At 64.2% G+C, this 17,057-nt stretch carries 16 protein-coding genes; 7 read left to right on the top strand and 9 right to left on the bottom strand.

Annotated elements, in window-relative coordinates; genetic code table 11:
* The first annotated feature begins 19 nt into the window (after window positions 1-19).
* Genes biuH through GV035_RS06185 form a run of 6 tightly spaced genes read left to right on the top strand, consistent with a single transcriptional unit; the run spans window position 20 to window position 5,149 of the window.
* A complete protein-coding gene (gene biuH / locus GV035_RS06210) occupies window positions 20-718 on the top strand; it encodes a biuret amidohydrolase (protein WP_159834111.1) in 699 nt (232 codons plus the stop codon).
* Window positions 715-2,307, top strand: a complete 1,593-nt coding sequence (locus GV035_RS06205; RefSeq protein ID WP_159834110.1) for an ABC transporter ATP-binding protein — start codon at window positions 715-717, stop codon at window positions 2,305-2,307. The genes biuH and GV035_RS06205 overlap by 4 nt, the downstream gene beginning before the upstream one ends.
* 21 nt (window positions 2,308-2,328) lie before the next feature.
* Window positions 2,329-3,327 carry a formamidase gene (locus GV035_RS06200; RefSeq protein ID WP_159834109.1) on the top strand — a complete coding sequence of 333 codons (999 nt, stop codon included), beginning with the start codon at window positions 2,329-2,331 and terminating at the stop codon, window positions 3,325-3,327.
* A 4-nt stretch (window positions 3,328-3,331) separates the two neighbouring features.
* Window positions 3,332-3,991 (top strand): cysteine hydrolase family protein, encoded by a 660-nt coding sequence (locus tag GV035_RS06195; protein ID WP_159834108.1) that lies wholly within the window; start codon window positions 3,332-3,334, stop codon window positions 3,989-3,991.
* Window positions 3,991-4,389 carry an oxalurate catabolism protein HpxZ gene (gene hpxZ, locus GV035_RS06190; protein WP_159834107.1) on the top strand — a complete coding sequence of 133 codons (399 nt, stop codon included), beginning with the start codon at window positions 3,991-3,993 and terminating at the stop codon, window positions 4,387-4,389. Before GV035_RS06195 ends, hpxZ begins: the two co-directional genes overlap by 1 nt.
* Window positions 4,390-4,438: 49 nt before the next feature.
* Window positions 4,439-5,149 (top strand): GntR family transcriptional regulator, encoded by a 711-nt coding sequence (locus GV035_RS06185; protein ID WP_159834106.1) that lies wholly within the window; start codon window positions 4,439-4,441, stop codon window positions 5,147-5,149.
* 10 nt (window positions 5,150-5,159) lie between these two features.
* Here GV035_RS06185 and GV035_RS06180 read toward each other — a convergent pair whose 3' ends face one another.
* The 9 genes from GV035_RS06180 to GV035_RS06140 all read right to left on the bottom strand — a co-directional run bounded on the left by GV035_RS06180 (window position 5,160) and on the right by GV035_RS06140 (window position 15,592).
* Window positions 5,160-6,653 carry an amidase gene (locus tag GV035_RS06180; RefSeq protein ID WP_159834105.1) on the bottom strand — a complete coding sequence of 498 codons (1,494 nt, stop codon included), beginning with the start codon at window positions 6,651-6,653 and terminating at the stop codon, window positions 5,160-5,162.
* Window positions 6,654-6,681: 28 nt separating this feature from the next.
* A complete protein-coding gene (locus GV035_RS06175) occupies window positions 6,682-7,347 on the bottom strand; it encodes a GntR family transcriptional regulator (RefSeq protein ID WP_159834104.1) in 666 nt (221 codons plus the stop codon).
* A 44-nt stretch (window positions 7,348-7,391) separates the two neighbouring features.
* Window positions 7,392-8,702: an amidase gene (locus GV035_RS06170; RefSeq protein ID WP_159834103.1), complete on the bottom strand. Its 1,311-nt coding sequence runs from the start codon at window positions 8,700-8,702 to the stop codon at window positions 7,392-7,394.
* Window positions 8,703-8,704: 2 nt separating this feature from the next.
* On the bottom strand, window positions 8,705-9,682 hold the full coding sequence (locus GV035_RS06165; RefSeq protein ID WP_159834102.1) for an ABC transporter substrate-binding protein: 978 nt from the start codon (window positions 9,680-9,682) through the stop codon (window positions 8,705-8,707).
* Entirely contained in the window at window positions 9,679-10,491 is an 813-nt protein-coding gene (locus tag GV035_RS06160; RefSeq protein ID WP_159834101.1) for an ABC transporter permease, read from the bottom strand. The genes GV035_RS06165 and GV035_RS06160 overlap by 4 nt, the downstream gene beginning before the upstream one ends.
* Entirely contained in the window at window positions 10,484-11,347 is an 864-nt protein-coding gene (locus GV035_RS06155) for an ABC transporter ATP-binding protein (protein WP_159834100.1), read from the bottom strand. Before GV035_RS06155 ends, GV035_RS06160 begins: the two co-directional genes overlap by 8 nt.
* Before the next feature lie 302 nt (window positions 11,348-11,649).
* On the bottom strand, window positions 11,650-12,936 hold the full coding sequence (gene oxlT / locus GV035_RS06150; protein ID WP_201303917.1) for an oxalate/formate MFS antiporter: 1,287 nt from the start codon (window positions 12,934-12,936) through the stop codon (window positions 11,650-11,652).
* Between the two features lie 107 nt (window positions 12,937-13,043).
* Window positions 13,044-14,675: a gamma-glutamyltransferase family protein gene (locus tag GV035_RS06145; RefSeq protein WP_159834099.1), complete on the bottom strand. Its 1,632-nt coding sequence runs from the start codon at window positions 14,673-14,675 to the stop codon at window positions 13,044-13,046.
* A gap of 134 nt (window positions 14,676-14,809) precedes the next feature.
* Entirely contained in the window at window positions 14,810-15,592 is a 783-nt protein-coding gene (locus GV035_RS06140) for a GntR family transcriptional regulator (protein ID WP_159834098.1), read from the bottom strand.
* Window positions 15,593-16,071: 479 nt separating this feature from the next.
* Here GV035_RS06140 and GV035_RS06135 point away from each other — a divergent pair, with 479 nt between their 5' ends.
* Window positions 16,072-17,043: an ABC transporter substrate-binding protein gene (locus GV035_RS06135; RefSeq protein ID WP_159834097.1), complete on the top strand. Its 972-nt coding sequence runs from the start codon at window positions 16,072-16,074 to the stop codon at window positions 17,041-17,043.
* Window positions 17,044-17,057: the final 14 nt, after the last annotated feature.

The following is a 17,057-nucleotide window of genomic DNA, read 5'->3' as shown; positions in this document are numbered from 1 at the left end:
TCCTGAACGGAGAACTCACATGTCTCGCTTCATCGGGGCTCGTCCCTATCCGTGGCCCTACGACGGCGATCTGCGACCGGACAACACCGCGCTCGTCGTCATCGACATGCAGACGGACTTCTGCGGCATCGGCGGCTACGTGGACAAGATGGGCTACGACCTGTCGATGACGCGCGCGCCGATCGGGCCGATCAAAAACGTCCTCACGCTGATGCGCGAGCAGGGCTTCACGATTATTCACACGCGCGAAGGGCATCGGCCCGACCTGTCCGACCTGCCCGCCAACAAGCGATGGCGAAGCCGCCGCGCGGGGACCAACGGCATCGGCATCGGCGATGACGGTCCCTGCGGCAAGATCCTCGTGCGCGGCGAACCAGGCTGGGAAATCATCGACGAACTGAAGCCGGCTGCGGGCGAGATCGTCATCGACAAGCCGGGCAAAGGCTCGTTCTGCGCAACGGATCTCGAACTGATTCTGCGCACGCGCGGCATCGTCAATCTCGTGCTGACCGGCATCACCACCGATGTATGCGTTCACACGACGATGCGCGAAGCGAACGATCGCGGCTTCGAGTGCACGATTCTCGCGGACTGCTGCGGCGCGACCGATCAGGACAACCACGACGCCGCGCTCAACATGGTGCTGATGCAGGGCGGCGTGTTCGGCACGGTATCCGATTCGAAGGCACTGCTCGCCACGCTCGGAAGCCGACCATGAACGCTTCGACCACGGCGATGGGCGTGGAAGTGCTCGGCGCGACGAAACGCTTCGGCGCCTTCACCGCGCTCGACGACGTGACGCTCAAAGTGCGCGCGGGCACCGTGCATGCGCTCCTCGGCGAGAACGGCGCAGGAAAGAGCACGCTCGTCAAGGGTCTCGTGGGCTATGGCGTGCTCGAACAGGGCGAGATCATCGCGGATGCGCGGCAAGTGAAGATCGCATCGCCGCGCGATGCTCAGGCGCTTTCCATCGGCATGGTGTATCAGCATTTTACGCTGGCGGCGGGCCTCTCCGTCGAAGAGAACCTGCTGCTGGCACGCGGACGGGTGCCCTGGAAGATCGACTGGCCGAAGGAACGCGCGGCGCTCGATGCCTTCATGCGTTCCATGCCGTTCCGCCTGCCGCTCGATGCACCCGTTTCCAGTCTCGCCGCGGGCGAGAAGCAGAAGCTGGAAATCCTGAAACAGCTTTATTTGCGCCAGCGTTTCCTGATTCTCGACGAGCCGACGTCCGTGCTTACGCCGCAGGAAGCGGACGAAGTGCTCGGCCTCATGCGCGCGCTGGCCACGCGCGGCGAACTGACCGTGCTGATGATCACGCACAAGTTCCGCGAAGTCATGGCCTACGCGGACGATGTCACCGTCTTGCGCAAGGGCAAGCTCGTCGGCACGAGCGCGGTGGCGGACACGAGCCGTGACCGGCTCGCGGCATGGATGATGGGCGATGAATCCCCGAAGGACGATCCCGAACTCGCTGAAGCGCGGCCGCTGCGCAAGCCTTGCGGTGCGAACGCGCCTGTGCGCCTCCAGTTGTCGAAACTCAGCGTGATCGATGATCGCGGACACGCGGCGGTGCGCGAAGTATCGCTGGCCGTGAAGTCGGGCGAGATCCTCGGTATCGCGGGCGTATCGGGGAACGGACAGAAGGAACTGATCGAAGCGCTCGTCGGGCAGCGCCGCGTTCAGAGCGGTGACATGCGCATGCACGGCGAGTCGTATCGCGCCACGCGTGAAGAGATGACGCGGCTGCGCGTGTTCGCGCTCCCCGAGGAGCCGCTGCGCAATGCGTGCGTGGCGAGCATGAGCATCGCGGAGAATCTGGCGTTGCGCAACTTCGACCGCGCGCCGATGAAGCGTCACGGTTGGCGGCTCGACCGTCGCGCCATGCGCGCGCGCGCCGAGCGCCTCATCGCCGAATTCAACGTCAGGCCGCCGGTGCCCGCGCGTGCGATCGGCACGCTGTCCGGTGGCAATGTGCAGCGCGCCGTGCTGGCGCGTGAACTGGGGCAGGCGGTCGACGTGTTGATCGTCGCCAACCCCGTGTTCGGGCTCGACTTCGCCTCCGTCGCGGACATTCATGCCCGGATTCTCGCGGTACGCGACGCGGGCGCGGCGGTGCTGCTGGTCAGCGAGGACCTCGACGAACTGCTGGAACTGGCGGACCGTATCGCGGTGATCGCGGAAGGACGTCTCGTGCACGAGACGGTGGCGAGCGGCGCGGATCGCGTCGCGTTGGGAAGACACATGGCGGGTCACGTCGAAAGCGCAGGGCGCGACACGGCGCAACCGGTCACCGTTCACGCCTGAAGAAAGAAGGAGCAGACAAGAATGAGTTCGAGTGGTCTTGGCGGGTTGAACAAATCGCCGCAAGGCATCGTGGTGGGGCTCGTGCAGTTGCAGAATCCCGATGTCGCGACACTGGATGATCTAGCGGCGCAGACACGGCGCATCGTGGAACTGGTCGGCAAGGCGCGCCGCAACAATGCGGCGATGGATCTCGTCGTGTTTCCCGAATACATGCTGCATGGCCTCTCGATGCGCACGGACGACGCCATCATGTGCTCGCTCGACGGACCGGAAGTGGCGGCCTTCAAGGCCGCGTGCATCGAGCATCGCATCTGGGGATGCTTCTCCATCATGGAGCGCAATCCGGGCGGCAATCCGTATAACAGCGGCCTTATTATCGACGATCGGGGCGAGATTCAGCTCTACTACCGCAAGATGCATCCTTGGGTTCCGGTCGAGCCGTGGGAACCGGGCAATCTGGGTGTGCCGGTGTGCATCGGGCCGAAGGGCGCGAAGCTCTCGCTCATCATCTGTCACGACGGCATGTTTCCCGAGATGGCGCGCGAGGCGGCCTACAAGGGCGCGGAAATCATTCTGCGCACGGCGGGCTATACGGCGCCCATACGTCACGCCTGGAAGATCACCAATCAGTCGAACGCGTTCCAGAACCTCGCCCAGACCGCGAGCGTGTGCCTGTGCGGCAGCGACGGCATGTTCGACTCCATGGGCGAAGGCATGTTCTGCGATTTCGACGGCAGCGTGATGGTCGAAGGCAGTCATCGTCCGGACGAGATCATTACCTGCGAGATGCGCCCCGACCTCGTGCGCGAAGCGCGCGTCCACTGGGGTGTGGAGAACAACATCTACCAGTTCGGACATCGCGGCTACACCGCCGTGAAGGGCGGTGCGCGGGATTGTCCCTACACCTTCATGCAGGACATGGTGCTCGGTGAATATCGTCTGCCGTGGGAAGACGATGTCGTCGTGAAGGACGGCACGTCCTGCGGTTTTGCGGCTCCCGAACGCCGCTACGGGGGCTGACACGATGCCGACCATCGCTCGCGCCAAGCCATCTGCGTTCACGTTCGATGCTTCCCGTACCGCACTGATCGTCATTGACATGCAGCGCGACTTCATCGAGCCGGGCGGGTTCGGCGAAGCGCTCGGCAACGATGTCTCGCTGCTCGCGTCGATCGTGCCGACGGTCGCGCGTCTCCTCGACCATGCCCGCAGCAACGGTTGGCTCGTCGTGCATACGCGCGAATCGCATGCGCCGGACCTGTCGGATTGTCCCGATGCAAAGCGGCTGCGCGGCGCACCGCAGGCACGCATCGGCGACGCAGGGCCGATGGGCCGCATTCTCGTGCGCGGCGAGCCGGGCAATGCAATTGTCGATGCAGTGGCGCCGCTGGAAGGCGAGAGGGTGATCGACAAGCCGGGCAAAGGCGCGTTCTATGCGACGCATCTTGGCGAGGAACTGGCGCAACGCGGCATCACGCATCTGGTGTTCGCGGGCGTGACCACCGAAGTGTGCGTGCAGACGACGATGCGCGAAGCGAACGACCGCGGCTACGATTGTGTGCTGATCGAAGATGCGACCGCAAGCTACATCCCCGCTTTCAAGGCCGCCACCATCGAGATGATCCGCTCTCAAGGCGGCATCGTCGGATGGACGGCCATGCTCGACGATCTGTTGGAGAACTAATGGACGTCAATCGTCAGGAAACGGTGGTCGAAGTCGAACGCGCTTTCGTTGCATACGAGCGGGCGCTGGTCGATAACGATGTCGACACCATGAACGCGCTGTTCTGGCATGCGCCCGAAACGGTACGATACGGCATCGCCGAAGTGCAGCACGGCGGCGATGCGATTCGCCGCTGGCGCGAGACCTGCGTGCCGGTGCCGCGGTCCCGGCGCTTGCATCGCACGGTGGTGACGACATTCGGGACGGAGTACGCGACCGTCAGCACCGAGTTCACGAGCGATGCCACGCCCTTGCTCGGCCGCCAGATGCAGACGTGGGCGCGCATCGGCGACGTGTCGAACGCATTCGCGGGGTGGATCATCGTCGCGGCGCATGTGAGTCTGATCGAAACGCCTTGAGCCACGAAAGCCGCATGGCGAGAGACACCGAATCAACAAGACCGAACTCATGGACAGCAGCACCGTACGCGCCATTCAGAGTGCCAATCCGCTCGCCGAACAGGTCTATCAGCAGCTAAAGCAGGATATCTTCAGTTTCCGCCTGTTTCCGGGTGAACGTTTTTCGGAGACCGGCATCGCGCAGCATTACGGCGTGTCACGCACGCCGATGCGCGACGCGCTCTTTCGCTTGCTGCGCGAGGGCTATCTCGAAGTCGGCTTCCGGCGCGGCTGGAAAGTATCGGAGATCAACTTCGCGCAGATCGATCAGCTCTACGATCTGCGGATCGTGCTGGAAACGGCTGCGCTCGACAAACTCGCGGGCACGCAGCCGCCGCATCCGGGAATCGACGCACTGAAGTCGGTCTGGTGCGTCGCCGCCGCAGCGCGTGAAAGCGATCCGGTCCTCATGTTCGGCATGGACGAGAACTTCCATCGCGGACTCGTGCGCGCGAGCGGCAACGACGAGATGCTGCGCGTGCATGACGAAGTGACGGAGCGCATCCGCATCGTGCGCCGGCTGGATTTCCTGAAGCCGCATCGCACGAGCGCAACCTATGACGAGCACGCGAAGATGCTTCGCTGCATTGATCGCGGCAAGTGCGGCGAGGCGGCCATGCTGCTGCGTGCGCACATCACGCAGAGCAAGCTGGAGGTGCGCAAGATTACCGTGTCGATGCTGACGGAGGCACGAGACAGCAAGCTGCCGTTCGTGAGCTAAGGGTCGCGCGTTAACGATCCGATGACAGCAGCGGCGACGACACGATAGATCGCAGTTCCGGCACCGGCTTGGACAGTGCCTCGAGGTCGGGCGCAGGGCGGCGCAGCGCGTCATCGGAGGCAAATGCCGCTTCGAGCGCCTCCGAAACGTCGAGCAGTCGACCGTCGCGGCGCACCGGACCGATCAACTGCACGCCAAACGGCATGCCCGCATGATCCACGCCGCAGGGCAGCGACAGCGCCGGATTGGTCATCAGCGAAACGAGGTACGTCAGGCCCAGCCAGCGATAGTACGTATCCAGCGGCTTGCCGTTGATCGCTTCGAGATGCCATTGGGACCACGGAAAGGGCGTCACGGAAACCGTCGGCGACAGGATCACGTCGTAGTGCTGCATGAGCGCCTGGAAGCGCCGGTATAGCGTGGTCTGCATCGTGTGCGCCCAGACCGCGTCGCCGAGCGTCATCGAGGCGCCCATCTCGTAGTTCGCGCGGGTGTTCGGATCCAGCGAAGAGGGATCGCGTTGGTAGGTATCCGCGAACTGCGCGACGAAGTTCTGCGCTCGTAGCACGTCGAAGCAACGGTCGATGCCGCTCATGTCGATGCTCACCGGCTGGCAGACACCCACGTGCCGCGCGATCCGGTCGATCTTCGCGTGGAACGTCGCGCGCGAGGCGTCGTCGAGCGCGCAGGCGCCGAAATCATCGGTATAACCGATGCGAAGCTTCGCGGCGTCGACCGGACGGCGATGCGCGAGCGCGGTGTAGCCGGTATCGTGAGTAAGTGGATCGCGTGCATCGAAGCCGGCCTGTGCGGCGAGCAGCAAGCGTACATCGGCGACGTTACGCGCCATCGGGCCACTCACGGTGAGAGGCGCCCACCCGAGTTCGCGCCGCTCGCTCGGCACGAGTCCCGGCGATGGACGCAGTCCCACGACCCCGCACAGCGCGGCGGGAATGCGCAGCGATCCGCCTGTGTCCGAGCCGGTGCACAGCGGCAGCATGCCGGTGGCGAGCGCCGCCGCTGATCCGCCCGACGATCCGCCAGCGTTGAGCAGCGGCGCGAAGGGATTGCCCGTCGCGCCCCAGACGTCGTTGCGCGTGTTGGCGCCCGCGCCCATGTCGGGCGTGTTCGTCTTGGCGGTTACGATGGCGCCTGCCGCCCGAATGCGCGCGACCATGGCGTTGTCTTCGTCGGGAATGTTGGCGCGAAAGAGCGTCGAGCCGTACGTGGTCAGCACGCCGGCGGTCTCTTCCAGATCTTTCACGCCGATGGGTAGGCCATGCAGCAAGCCGAGCGACTCGCCATGCATGACTGCAGCTTCGGCGCGTCGTGCCTCGTCGTATGCACGGTCGAAACAGGTTGCCGCCATCGCGTTGACGGCAGGATTGATCGCCTCGATGCGCGCGATGCACGCGTCGAGCAGTTCGACCGGCGAGACACTGCGATCGCCGATCAATCGGCGCGCATCGACGGCGGAAAGGGTGACAAGAGAGTCGTGCGTCATTGGCATCGGGTTTGAATCGGATGGCCGCTCAGGCTGCGGCTTGCGGAGGCAAGGCTTGCTTCACGCAGGCGATGATCGCATCGCGCGTGTTCTCGAGATGCGCGCGGGTCTGCTCATGCACGGCGCGTGTATCGCGCGCGCGGAAGGCGTCGAGGAGATCCGCATGCTCGCGGTTGTTGCTGTCGAGCATATCGCTTTTGACGTGCATGGAAAGCGACACGTACGGCCGCGCGACGAGCGACAGTCCCTCGACCATTTCAGAGAGACGCGTGCCGGCGGCGCGCGCCATCAAGTGCTTGTGAAAACCTTCGTTGAGTACGGCCCACGTCTCTGTCGACGATGTCGCGCACATCTGTGCATGCACGTTTTCGGCAGCGGCGAGGTCGCGCTCGGTGGCATGCGCGCAGGCACGCTCGGCCAGCATCGGTTCGAGCACCATGCGCAGCTCGTAGATTTCGCTCACGTCCGCAGCCGTGAGCGGGCGCGTGACGACGCCCTTGTTGGGATCGATCGAGACAAGCCCTTCCGCGCGCAGGTCGCGAAACGCTTCGCGCACCGGCGTCGTGCTCACGCTCAGGCGTTTGGCGATCTCTTCCTGCCGCAGCCGCGTGTTCGGTGCATAGACGCCGTTGAGAATCTCGGCGCGCAACGCGCCGAGCACGTATTGCTGGATCGTGCGAAAGGGCTGGCTCATGCTCGTCTCCGTGAGCGGTTGTTATTGTCTGCAGCGCATGCCAATTAAGCAGCGATAGCGTGCGGTTCGAACCTCAGCATGCTTTCGATGAGCGCGGCCACGCTGAGCAGCTTCGCATCATCGCCGAACGCCCCCACGATCTGCAAGCCGAGCGGCAGATTGGCTTCGCTCCAGCCGGAAGGCACGTTGACGGCGGGCGCACCCATGAGGCTCCACGGCGCACAGAAGCGGGCGTCGCCGGTATCCGCATGTCCGCGAGGCGCTTCACCGCTGGCAGGCAGGGTCATGAGCGCGTCGCAGCTTTGCATCAGTGCTGCGGACTGCGAGCGCACCTGCGCTTGCAGCAGCAAGGCTTGCTGATACCGTTCGAGCGGCATTGCAGCGCCTTCGGACAACAGCAGACGCATATGCTCGCTCATGAGAGCCGGTTCGCGTGCGGCCACATCGCCGATGGCGCGATACGCCTCGACCGCGAGGATGGTCAGCGTCGCTTGGCGCATGCGCGGCAGGTCCGCGCCATAGTCCAGTTCGACGATGCGCGCGCCGCCTTCGGCAAGCGCCTGCAACGATGCACCGAAGTTGTCGCGTTGATGCGGCGCGACGAGTTCGTCCCAGAACGGCGTGCGAACGACGCCGAGCGTGAGCGCGGATGTATTGCGCGGAAAGTGATCGCGCCACGCCGCTTCGCTTTCCACCGCATGCGGCGCGCGCTCGACGAACAGAGCATGCGCCACGGCCACGTCTTCGACGGATCGCGCGAAGAACCCGACGTGATCAAGCGATGCAGCGAGCGGATGCACGCCTTCGCCCGGCACCGCGCGATACGACGGCTTGTAGCCGACGACGCCGCAATACGCCGCCGGCCGAATGATGGAACCGACCGTCTGCGTGCCGATGGCAAGCGGCACGATGCCTGCCGCGACGGCCGCCGCCGATCCGCTCGACGAGCCGCCCGGCGTGTGCGCGCGGTTCCAGGGATTGACGGTCGCAGCCGGACCGCGCCACGCGAACTCGGTCGTCGCGGTCTTGCCGAAGATCGTGCCACCGAGCGCACGGATCATCGATACGATGCGCGCGTCGCGCTCGGGCCGATGGCCGTCGAAAACCGGCGAGCCGTAGCTCGTGGGCATATCGGCCGTATCGGCCAGATCTTTCACGCCGATGGGCACGCCGGCGAGCGGATGCGTTACCGCGCTGCCCACGTCGTACGTATCCGGCCGATGCATGAAGGCGCGAAGCCACGGCTCCAACGCATCGGCGCGCGTCTGCGCGGCGAGAAGCGTCGCACGCGCGGCAGCTTCGTCGTGACGATTCGCGAGCAGCGTCGCGAGGAGAGAGCGAGCGGGCTTAGTCATCGTCACTTGCTCACGGCTGCGGCGAACGTGTTGTCGACGCCATTGGCATAGGTGATCGCACCCGGCTTGATGTTGCCGATCGACTCCTGAAGGTCGAGCGCATTGCGGAAAGCCTGCTCGGAAATATCGGGCGTGGCCGCATAGATTTTCTGATCGATGAGGCGCTGCACCGCCGAATCGACGATCTTGGGATCGAGCGAAGGGAACTCCGCGCGCGCGACGCTCTTCGCGGTATCGTGCGATTGCTGAATCAAGGCTTCGGCCTCACCGATCGACTTCACGAACGCGGCCACCATCTTCGGCTTGCCCTTCACGGTGGAAGCGAGCGTGTCGATGGTCGAGAAGGCATAGCCGCCCGGATACGCCTTCGGAAACGCGTAGACGATGCGATAACCTTGCGCGAGCCCGGTCTCCGCTTGCGGCATGTAGAGCGCGGCGGCTTCCGAGCGGCCCGCGGTCACGGGCGCGAGTTCGGTGCCGATTTGCACGGTGTTCATCTTCACGTCCGTGAGCTTTTGTTCGCTGATGAGGCGCTGCAACAGGTACGTGCTGGTCGATGGCGGCAATGCGGTGGCCACGCTCTTGCCCGCCAGGTCGCCGACGTCCTTCACCTTCGAATCCTTCGGCGCGATCACCCAGACGGGCACGCCCGCGACGACGTTCGCCACGTTCACAAGCGATGCGCCCTTGAGGTTCGCGAGCATCGCGGTCATGGGGTCTTGAAGCGAAAAGTCCGCATGACCGCCGATGACCGCCGCGACGCCGGCCGCGCCGCTGCCGGCGGTCACTTTCTGCACGGCCAAACCATTCTTCTCGAAGATACCCTTGTCGATGGCGACATAGAGCGGCAGATACTGTATGGACTGAAACGCCTGATAGATGACGACCGGCTCGGCGGCCCGGACACTCGTCGCGCCGATTCCCGATGCAACGAGACAGGCAGCCGCGATACTGTTGAGCAGAGCGTGTGTCTTCTTCATTTTTTCTTCCAGGAAATGATCTTCGCTTCCGCGAGTTGAACGATCCAGCTGAGAACCGAGGCCATCAAGGTCAGCACGATGATGCCGAGCCAGACGGTGTTGAGATCGAAAAGGGAGCCGGCGACGAACACCGCGTGACCGAGCCCTGATTGCGACGCGATGTATTCGCCGACGACCGCGCCAATCAACGCGAAGCCGATATTCACGCGCAGCGTCGAAAAAATCCACGGCAGCGCGCTAGGGACGATGAGCTTGGCGAAGATCATCGACGGCTTGGCCTTAAACGAATGAAAGAGATTCAGCAAGTCCTTGTCGACTTCGCGCGCGGCGGCGCAGGACGAGATCATCGCGACGGCGAATGTGGAGATGCCGGCGAGCCATATCTTCGACGTGGCGTCGGAGCCGAACCAGATCACGATGAGCGGGCCGAGCGCAATCTTCGGGATACTGTTCAGGATGACTGACAAACCTTCGGCGACGCCCGACACCGTGGGCAGGAACCACAGTAGCAGGCCGAGACCGATTCCAAGGCCGCTGCCGATGGCAAGACCCGCCAGCGTTTCATAGAGCGTGACCCACGTGTCGGACACGAGCGTGCCCTGCGTCAGCCCGATGACGGCGGCCTCGTAGATGCCGGACGGCGAGCCGAGCAGCTTGCCGTTGATCCAGCCCGCGCTGACAGCAAGCTGCCATAGGACGACCAGCGCAACGACAATGCCGACGACCGCGCCTGTCGTGCCGAGCTTGCGGGACGCGCGGCGTACGGCTTTCTTCTGCGCGACATGCGTGGAGAGAACGGCTTCAGTCATGGACGGCTCCTGCGAGAGTAGTCGATTGAGCGACTTCACCGGCGTCGCGCGAGGTGACGTTCCCGCGCAGGCCGTTCCAGATGCGCGCGTGGTAGCCGCGGAATTCGGGCGCTTCGCGCGCGGACACGGCGTTGCGCGGCCCGTGCGTCGTCAGTTCGATGAGGATCTGGTCTTCGATGCGCGCAGGCCGTCCGCCAAGCAGAATCACGCGATCGCTCATCGCAATGGCCTCTTCGATGTCGTGCGTGACCAGCACGACACTCGTGCCGCTTTGCGCACGCAGCGAGATGATGTCGTCTTCGAGCGCGAGCCGCGTCTCGTAGTCGAGCGCGGAGAAAGGTTCATCGAGCAGCACGAGCGTCGGATCGACGAGCAGTGTGCGCGTGAGCGCAACGCGCTGTCTCATGCCGCCCGAGAGCGAATGCGGATAGCCCTCGGCGACGGCGCCGAGCCCGTAACGCGCAAGCATCTGCCGCGCACGAGCCACGTCATTCGGCCGGACCTTGCGATATAGCTCGATGCCGAGCAGCGCGTTTTGCAGCACCGTGCGCCACGGCATCATGAGATCCTTTTGCAGCATGTATGCGATGCGGCCCGCCTCGCCGTCAGCGCGTCTGCCGACCGTTACCTCACCTGACTGCGGTGTGAGCAGGCCCGAGATGAGGTTGAAGAGCGTGCTCTTGCCCGCGCCGCTTCGTCCGACGATCGACACGATCTCGCCCGGTCGCACGGAGAAGTCGAGCCGGTCGAAGATGGTGACGGTCGAGCCATCGGGCGATTGAAACCCGTGAATGAGCTGCCGCACGGTCAGCGGTTCCGCGAGCGTGTCGACTGCCGTTGCGTTCGATCCCTTCATGTCGTTCCTCGCAAGGTCTCGTACAAGTGAGTGGTTACTGAAATGCATAATGCACAATCAAAAACAGCAAGGTGTCCTCCCCAAAAAAGAGTTCTCGACATGGGATTCCCACGCGGCGAGTCGATGGGCACAACGGGTGTTTTCGGCGTTCAAACGCGCGTCTGCGTGAAAGCGCGCGCGATCTCATGTGCAGGGCAGTTTCGTCGTAACTGCTGCCACGCTTGTCGTGTTCGCAAGCGGCGATCTACGCGGCAGTCAATGAGCCTCGCCGCAAGCGAAGGCGCGGCGCGACCGACATGCCCTCATGCCACTGCTTTCTTCAAGAAGCGGGCGCGCATCGGCTTGAGCACGAAGAGCGCGAGCACGGCCGTCACGATGTCGAGCGTGATCGCCACGCTGAAGACCGGCACCCAGCTTCCCGCGCGTTGATGCAAAAGCGCCGCGAGCGGGCCGCCGAAAATCGAGCCGATGCCCTGCGAGATGTACAGCCACCCGTAGTTCTCGGTGGCATGGCGCGTGCCGAACGTGTCGGTCAAGGTGGACGGGAAAAGCGAGAAGATCTCGCCCCAGCCGAAGAACACCACACCCGACAGCAGCACGAACAGCAGGGCGTTGTCGCGCGTGAGCAGCCACAGCGCCATCGCGATGCCTTCCAGCGCGAACGCAAAGCACATCGTGTTTTCGCGGCCGAAGCGGTCCGATACCCAGCCGAACAGCGGACGCGTGAGGCCATTCGTGAAACGGTCGATGGTCAGCGCGAGCGGCAGCGCGGCCATGCCTAACACGATGACTTTCGTCACGCCGAAGTCCGCCGCGAAGGTCGCCATCTGCGACGTGACCATGAGGCCGGAGGTGGACATCATCGTCATCATCGCGAACATGAGCCAGAACACGGGCGACTTCATAATCTGCAAGGGACGAAGGTTCGGCACGTTCGATGCCGCGAGCGCCGAGGTATTCGTGAGCGCGGTATCGCGCGGCACGCGCAGGCCCTGCGATGCGACAAAGCCCACGACCGCGAATGCGATGCCGTAAATCCAAAGCGTGGCGTCGAGGCCGCGCGTCGCAAGCGAAGCCGACACCGGAAACGTGGTGACGATCGCGCCCATGCCGTAGCCCGCCGCCACCGTGCCGGCCGCGAAGCCGCGCCGATCCGGAAACCAGCGCACCATGAGCCCGACCACGCCCACATACACGATGCCCGTGCCCAGCCCGCCCACGAGCCCGTACGTGAGATACAGCATGGATGTGCTCGTGGCCATCGACGCCAGCACCCAGCTCAGACCCGACATCACCGTGCCGAGCGAGATCAAGAGACGCGGGCCGAAGCGATCGATCAGCTTGCCCTGAAAGGGCGAGAAGAACGTCTGCAGGATGATGAGCAGCGAGAACGTCACCTGCAGTTCCGGCAGCGGCACGCCGAGCTTCGCCGACAGCGGCTTGGTCAATAGCGTCCACACGTATTGCGGGCTGGAGATCGCCATCATGCAGAGCAGGCCCAAGCTCAACTGAAGCCAGCGGTGATAGGCTGCGACGGCGGGCGCGCTCGTGGCGGCATCGTCGTGCAGGGTATGAATGCGTGTGTTCATGTGCGTTCCCCGGTTGAATTGCGAATCGAAAGAATGAAAGGTGCCCTCCGGTCCGGCGAAACGCGGGACCGGGGAGATGAATCGGTGACGTAATGCGGCCTGTCGCGCTACCAGCCTGCGGCAGCGCCGTCGCTGCGCGGATCGTATCCCGCTTCGAACAGGCCGTCAGGATGACGAACTATTGCCCCTGCATGGCCCATCGCTTCGTCATAGGACGTGAGGACGTCCACCTCGTGGCCGAGCGCGCGCAAGGCGTCGACGGTGTGGGCCGAGAAGCGTGCTTCGAGCTTGAGCGAATCGGTAGACTGTCCCCACGTGCGGCCGAGCAGCCAACGCGGCGCATCGATCGCGGCCTGCGGATTCCATCCGAATCGCGCAATACGCGAGAACACCGCGCTCTGCGACTGCGGCTGGCCGTCGCCGCCCATGTTGCCGTAGACCATCGTGCGGCCATCGGCGAAACGAGCCAGTGCGGGATTGAGCGTGTGAAACGGACGGCGGCCCGGCATCAGCGGATTAACCGACGACGGATCGAGCGAGAAGCTGCACCCGCGGTTCTGCCAGTTGATGCCCGACTCCGGCAGCACGATGCCGCTGCCGAACTCGTGGTAGATGCTCTGAATGAAGCTGACGGCCACGCCATCGCCGTCGATGACGCCCATCCAGACGGTGTCGCCGGGGCCGCGTCCGCGTCCCCACGGTGCGGCGCGCGACATGGAGAGCCGGCTCGCCATCGCGTCGAGCGCGGCGGGATCGAGCAGCGTCATCGCGTCGATGCGCATGTGGTCCGGGTCCGTCACGTGTTCGTCGCGCACTTCGAAGGCGAGCTTTGTCGCCTCGACGCACGCATGCACGAACTCGGGCCCGAGCGGGTCAATGTCATCGGTGAGCACGCGGTCCAGCACGCCGAGGATGAGCAGGGACACGAGCCCCTGCGTCGGCGGCGGCATGTTGTAGACGGTGCCGAGCGAGTGCGTCAGCGCAAGTGGCGTGCGCTCGCGGGCGCGGTGGCGTTCCAGATCGTCCAGCGTGATGAGCGTTTCGAGCGACGACAGATCGCGTGCGATGCTGCGCGCGAGAGAGCCGCGATAGAAATCGTCAAGGCCCGCATCGGCGAGGCGTTGCAGCGTCGCGGCAAGACGGGCGTTGACGAAGCGTTCGCTCGTGCGCGGCGCGCGTGAATCGGGAACAAAGGTCTGCGCGAAGCCGGGCACGCGCTCCAGTTCGTCGCGCTTGACCGCGATGCAGCCGGCCTGACTGCGCGTCACGGGAATGCCGTGCTTCGCGTAATGAATTGCGTCCTCGAGCAGGCGCGCGACAGGCAGGCGTCCGCCGAGCGCGTCTTGCGAGAAGCGATGCGCGAAGTCCCAGCCGGACACTGTGCCAGCGACTGTGTTGGCCGCAAGCGGGCCGCGTGCGGGAATCGCGCTCAGGCCAAGTCCGCGATACGTATCGATGTCGGCGCGCATCGCCGCTGCTCCGCACGCCTCGATGCCTAGGGGCGCGTGACCGGGGCGCGAAATCAGCCAGAAGCCGTCTCCACCGATGCTGTTCATGTGCGGATAAACCACCGCAATGGTCGCGGCCGCTGCGATCATCGCCTCAACCGCGTTGCCGCCTTCGCGCAATACGGCCAGCGCGCCTTGCGATGCGAGCGCGTGCGGTGCGACCGCCATGCCGCGCGATCCGCGCGTCGGATTCAATGTGTTCGCCGCGATGTGCGGATACTTCAGAGGCATTGACGTTTCCTTGTATACATCGGAAGCAGTCAACGCGAGATCTGTGCCAGAGGTCGGTGCAAACCCTGAGGAGGCTTGCCAGGTAAGGCCGGGCGGCCTGCGCAGGGAATGCTGGATAAGCTCGGACGATGTCGTCAGATGGTGCGCCGCGGCCGTGCTGGTGCCTCGTGAATGAGCTTTCGCCCCGCCTCGGTGCCTGCGGCAAGCAGGCGTTGCAATGTGAGGCTGCTCACGCTGGCCTGGCTGCCGCCGATGTGGCGCGAGACGAGTTCGACACTCTGCGCGGCGTCGCTGCGGCGAATGGCATCGAGAATCGCGGCGTGCTCGTCGTAGGTTTCCGCGATGCCGTCGCCCTGCACGAGATCGAGCCGTCGCACGACGCGGATGCGGTCGGTGACGCGCTGCATCGTCGAGGTCAGTTCGTCGTTGCCCGCGGCGGCCACGAGCGCGTGATGCAGCGCTTCGTCCAGTTCCACGAGCTTCCCGCCATCGGCAATGCGCCGAGCGCGCCCGACTTTCCAGATACGATCGAGCGCATCGAGCAGCAGATGCAGTTCGGCTTGCGGTGCATCGCGCGCGCAGAGCTTGCGCACCGCGAAGGTTTCGATCATCTGACGCATCTCGTACAGATCGTCGAAGCGCTTGTTGTCGATGGGCACGACTTCCCATCCGCCGCGCACATAGCCTTGCATCAGGCCATCGCTTTGCAGGCGCTGCAGCGCTTCGCGCGCGGGCGTGCGCGAGACCGCAAAGCGTTCGGCGATCGCGCCTTCCGTGAGCCGGTCGCCCGGCAGCAGGCGCATGTCGAAGATGTCGGCCCGCAGCGTGTAATAGACGCGGTCCGCTCGCGAAAGCGTGGCCTCCGGCGTGATCGCGGGGCGGTCGTCGGGCGTCATGTTGAGCTTGATGTCGGGCATGGCCGCAGAGCTTAACAAAGGACCACGCGTTGCAAAAGGACCGTGGCTCCAGGCTGGCTTCGCTTGCGGCTGCGAGTGGTGTCGATCACGCGCGAGTACGCCGCTTCGACGGGCCGCAATGTCTCGATGATGCAGGACGCAGTCACGCTCTTCTCTGTGCATGCGCTGTGCAATCAGCGCGAGGCTAGGGCGCGTCTGCCCCACGAAGAGGCATACACGTACGCACCGATGTCGTCGCGACCAAGGCTCGCCGATTGGCACGCTTCTGGCTCTCAACGTCGAACGGAGTATAAGCGGCTAGCGTCGGGCGATGTGATCGCTTCGGCGTGGGGCATTGCTCCTGGGACGCGTCTCGCGTCCACGTCGACCGTGTCGACGTTCGAGCGAAATCGCGGGATTTCGACGACAGGAAGCGCAGTATCGTCCCTGACGCTTGAACGTCTTCATGGTCTTCCAATGTTCTCATTCGGGAGCCATCCATGCGTTTCATCCGTCGCCTCTTCTGCACTGCCGTTCTCGGTCTGGTCGCCGCTTCGTCTCATGCCGACGATCACATCACCGTCCTCACCAGTTGGTATGCGCAGGCGGAACACGGCGGCTTCTATCAGGCATTAGCCACCGGCCTGTACAAAAAGGCGGGCCTGGACGTCACCATCAAGATGGGCGGCCCGCAGGTCAACGGCATGCAACTGCTCGTCGGCGGTCAGGCGGATTTCATACTCGGCTACGACTTCCAGGTGTTGTCGTCGGTCGAGGCAGGCATTCCCGTCGAGACGGTCGCGGCTTCTTTCCAGTTCGATCCACAAGGCATGCTCACGCACGACGACGTGAAGAGCCTCGGCGATCTTAAAGGTAAAACGATTCTCGTCGCCGGTTCCGGCCGCACGTCATGGTGGCCGTGGCTCAAGGAGAAATACGGCTATACCGACGCACAGACGCGGCCCTACACGTTCAACCTTCAACCGTTCTTCGTCGACAGGAATGTCGCGATGCAGGCGTATCCGTCCTCGGAGCCGTTTCAGGCCGAGCGCGCCAACGTGAAGACGCACTTCTTTCTCTTCGCGGACGACGGCTATCCGCCGTACAACACGACCATCGTCGGCATGAGGAAGACTATCGACGCGAAACCGGACGTGGTCGCGCGCTTCGTGAAGGCGTCGATGGAAGGATGGAAGAGCTACCTGTCCAATCCCGAGCCCGGTAACGCGCTCATCAAGAAAGACAACCCCGAGATGACGGATGCGCAACTCGCGTTCGGCGTGGCGCAGATCAAGTCGCTCAAGCTCGTGACCGGCGGGGACGCGGCTACGCTCGGCATCGGCGCGATGACCGACGCGCGCTGGAAAAAGACCTACGACTACATGGTGTCCGCCAAGCTGCTCAAAGCCAGCACGGACTACAAGAGCGCATACACGCTTAAGGTGGTGCAGAACGCCAAGGTCATGCCCTGACACCCCGCGCAAAA

This window comes from Burkholderia sp. 8Y, from assembly GCF_902506145.1.
In the GTDB taxonomy this organism is placed as follows: domain Bacteria; phylum Pseudomonadota; class Gammaproteobacteria; order Burkholderiales; family Burkholderiaceae; genus Caballeronia.
This window is presented reverse-complemented; position numbering and strand designations above follow the sequence as displayed.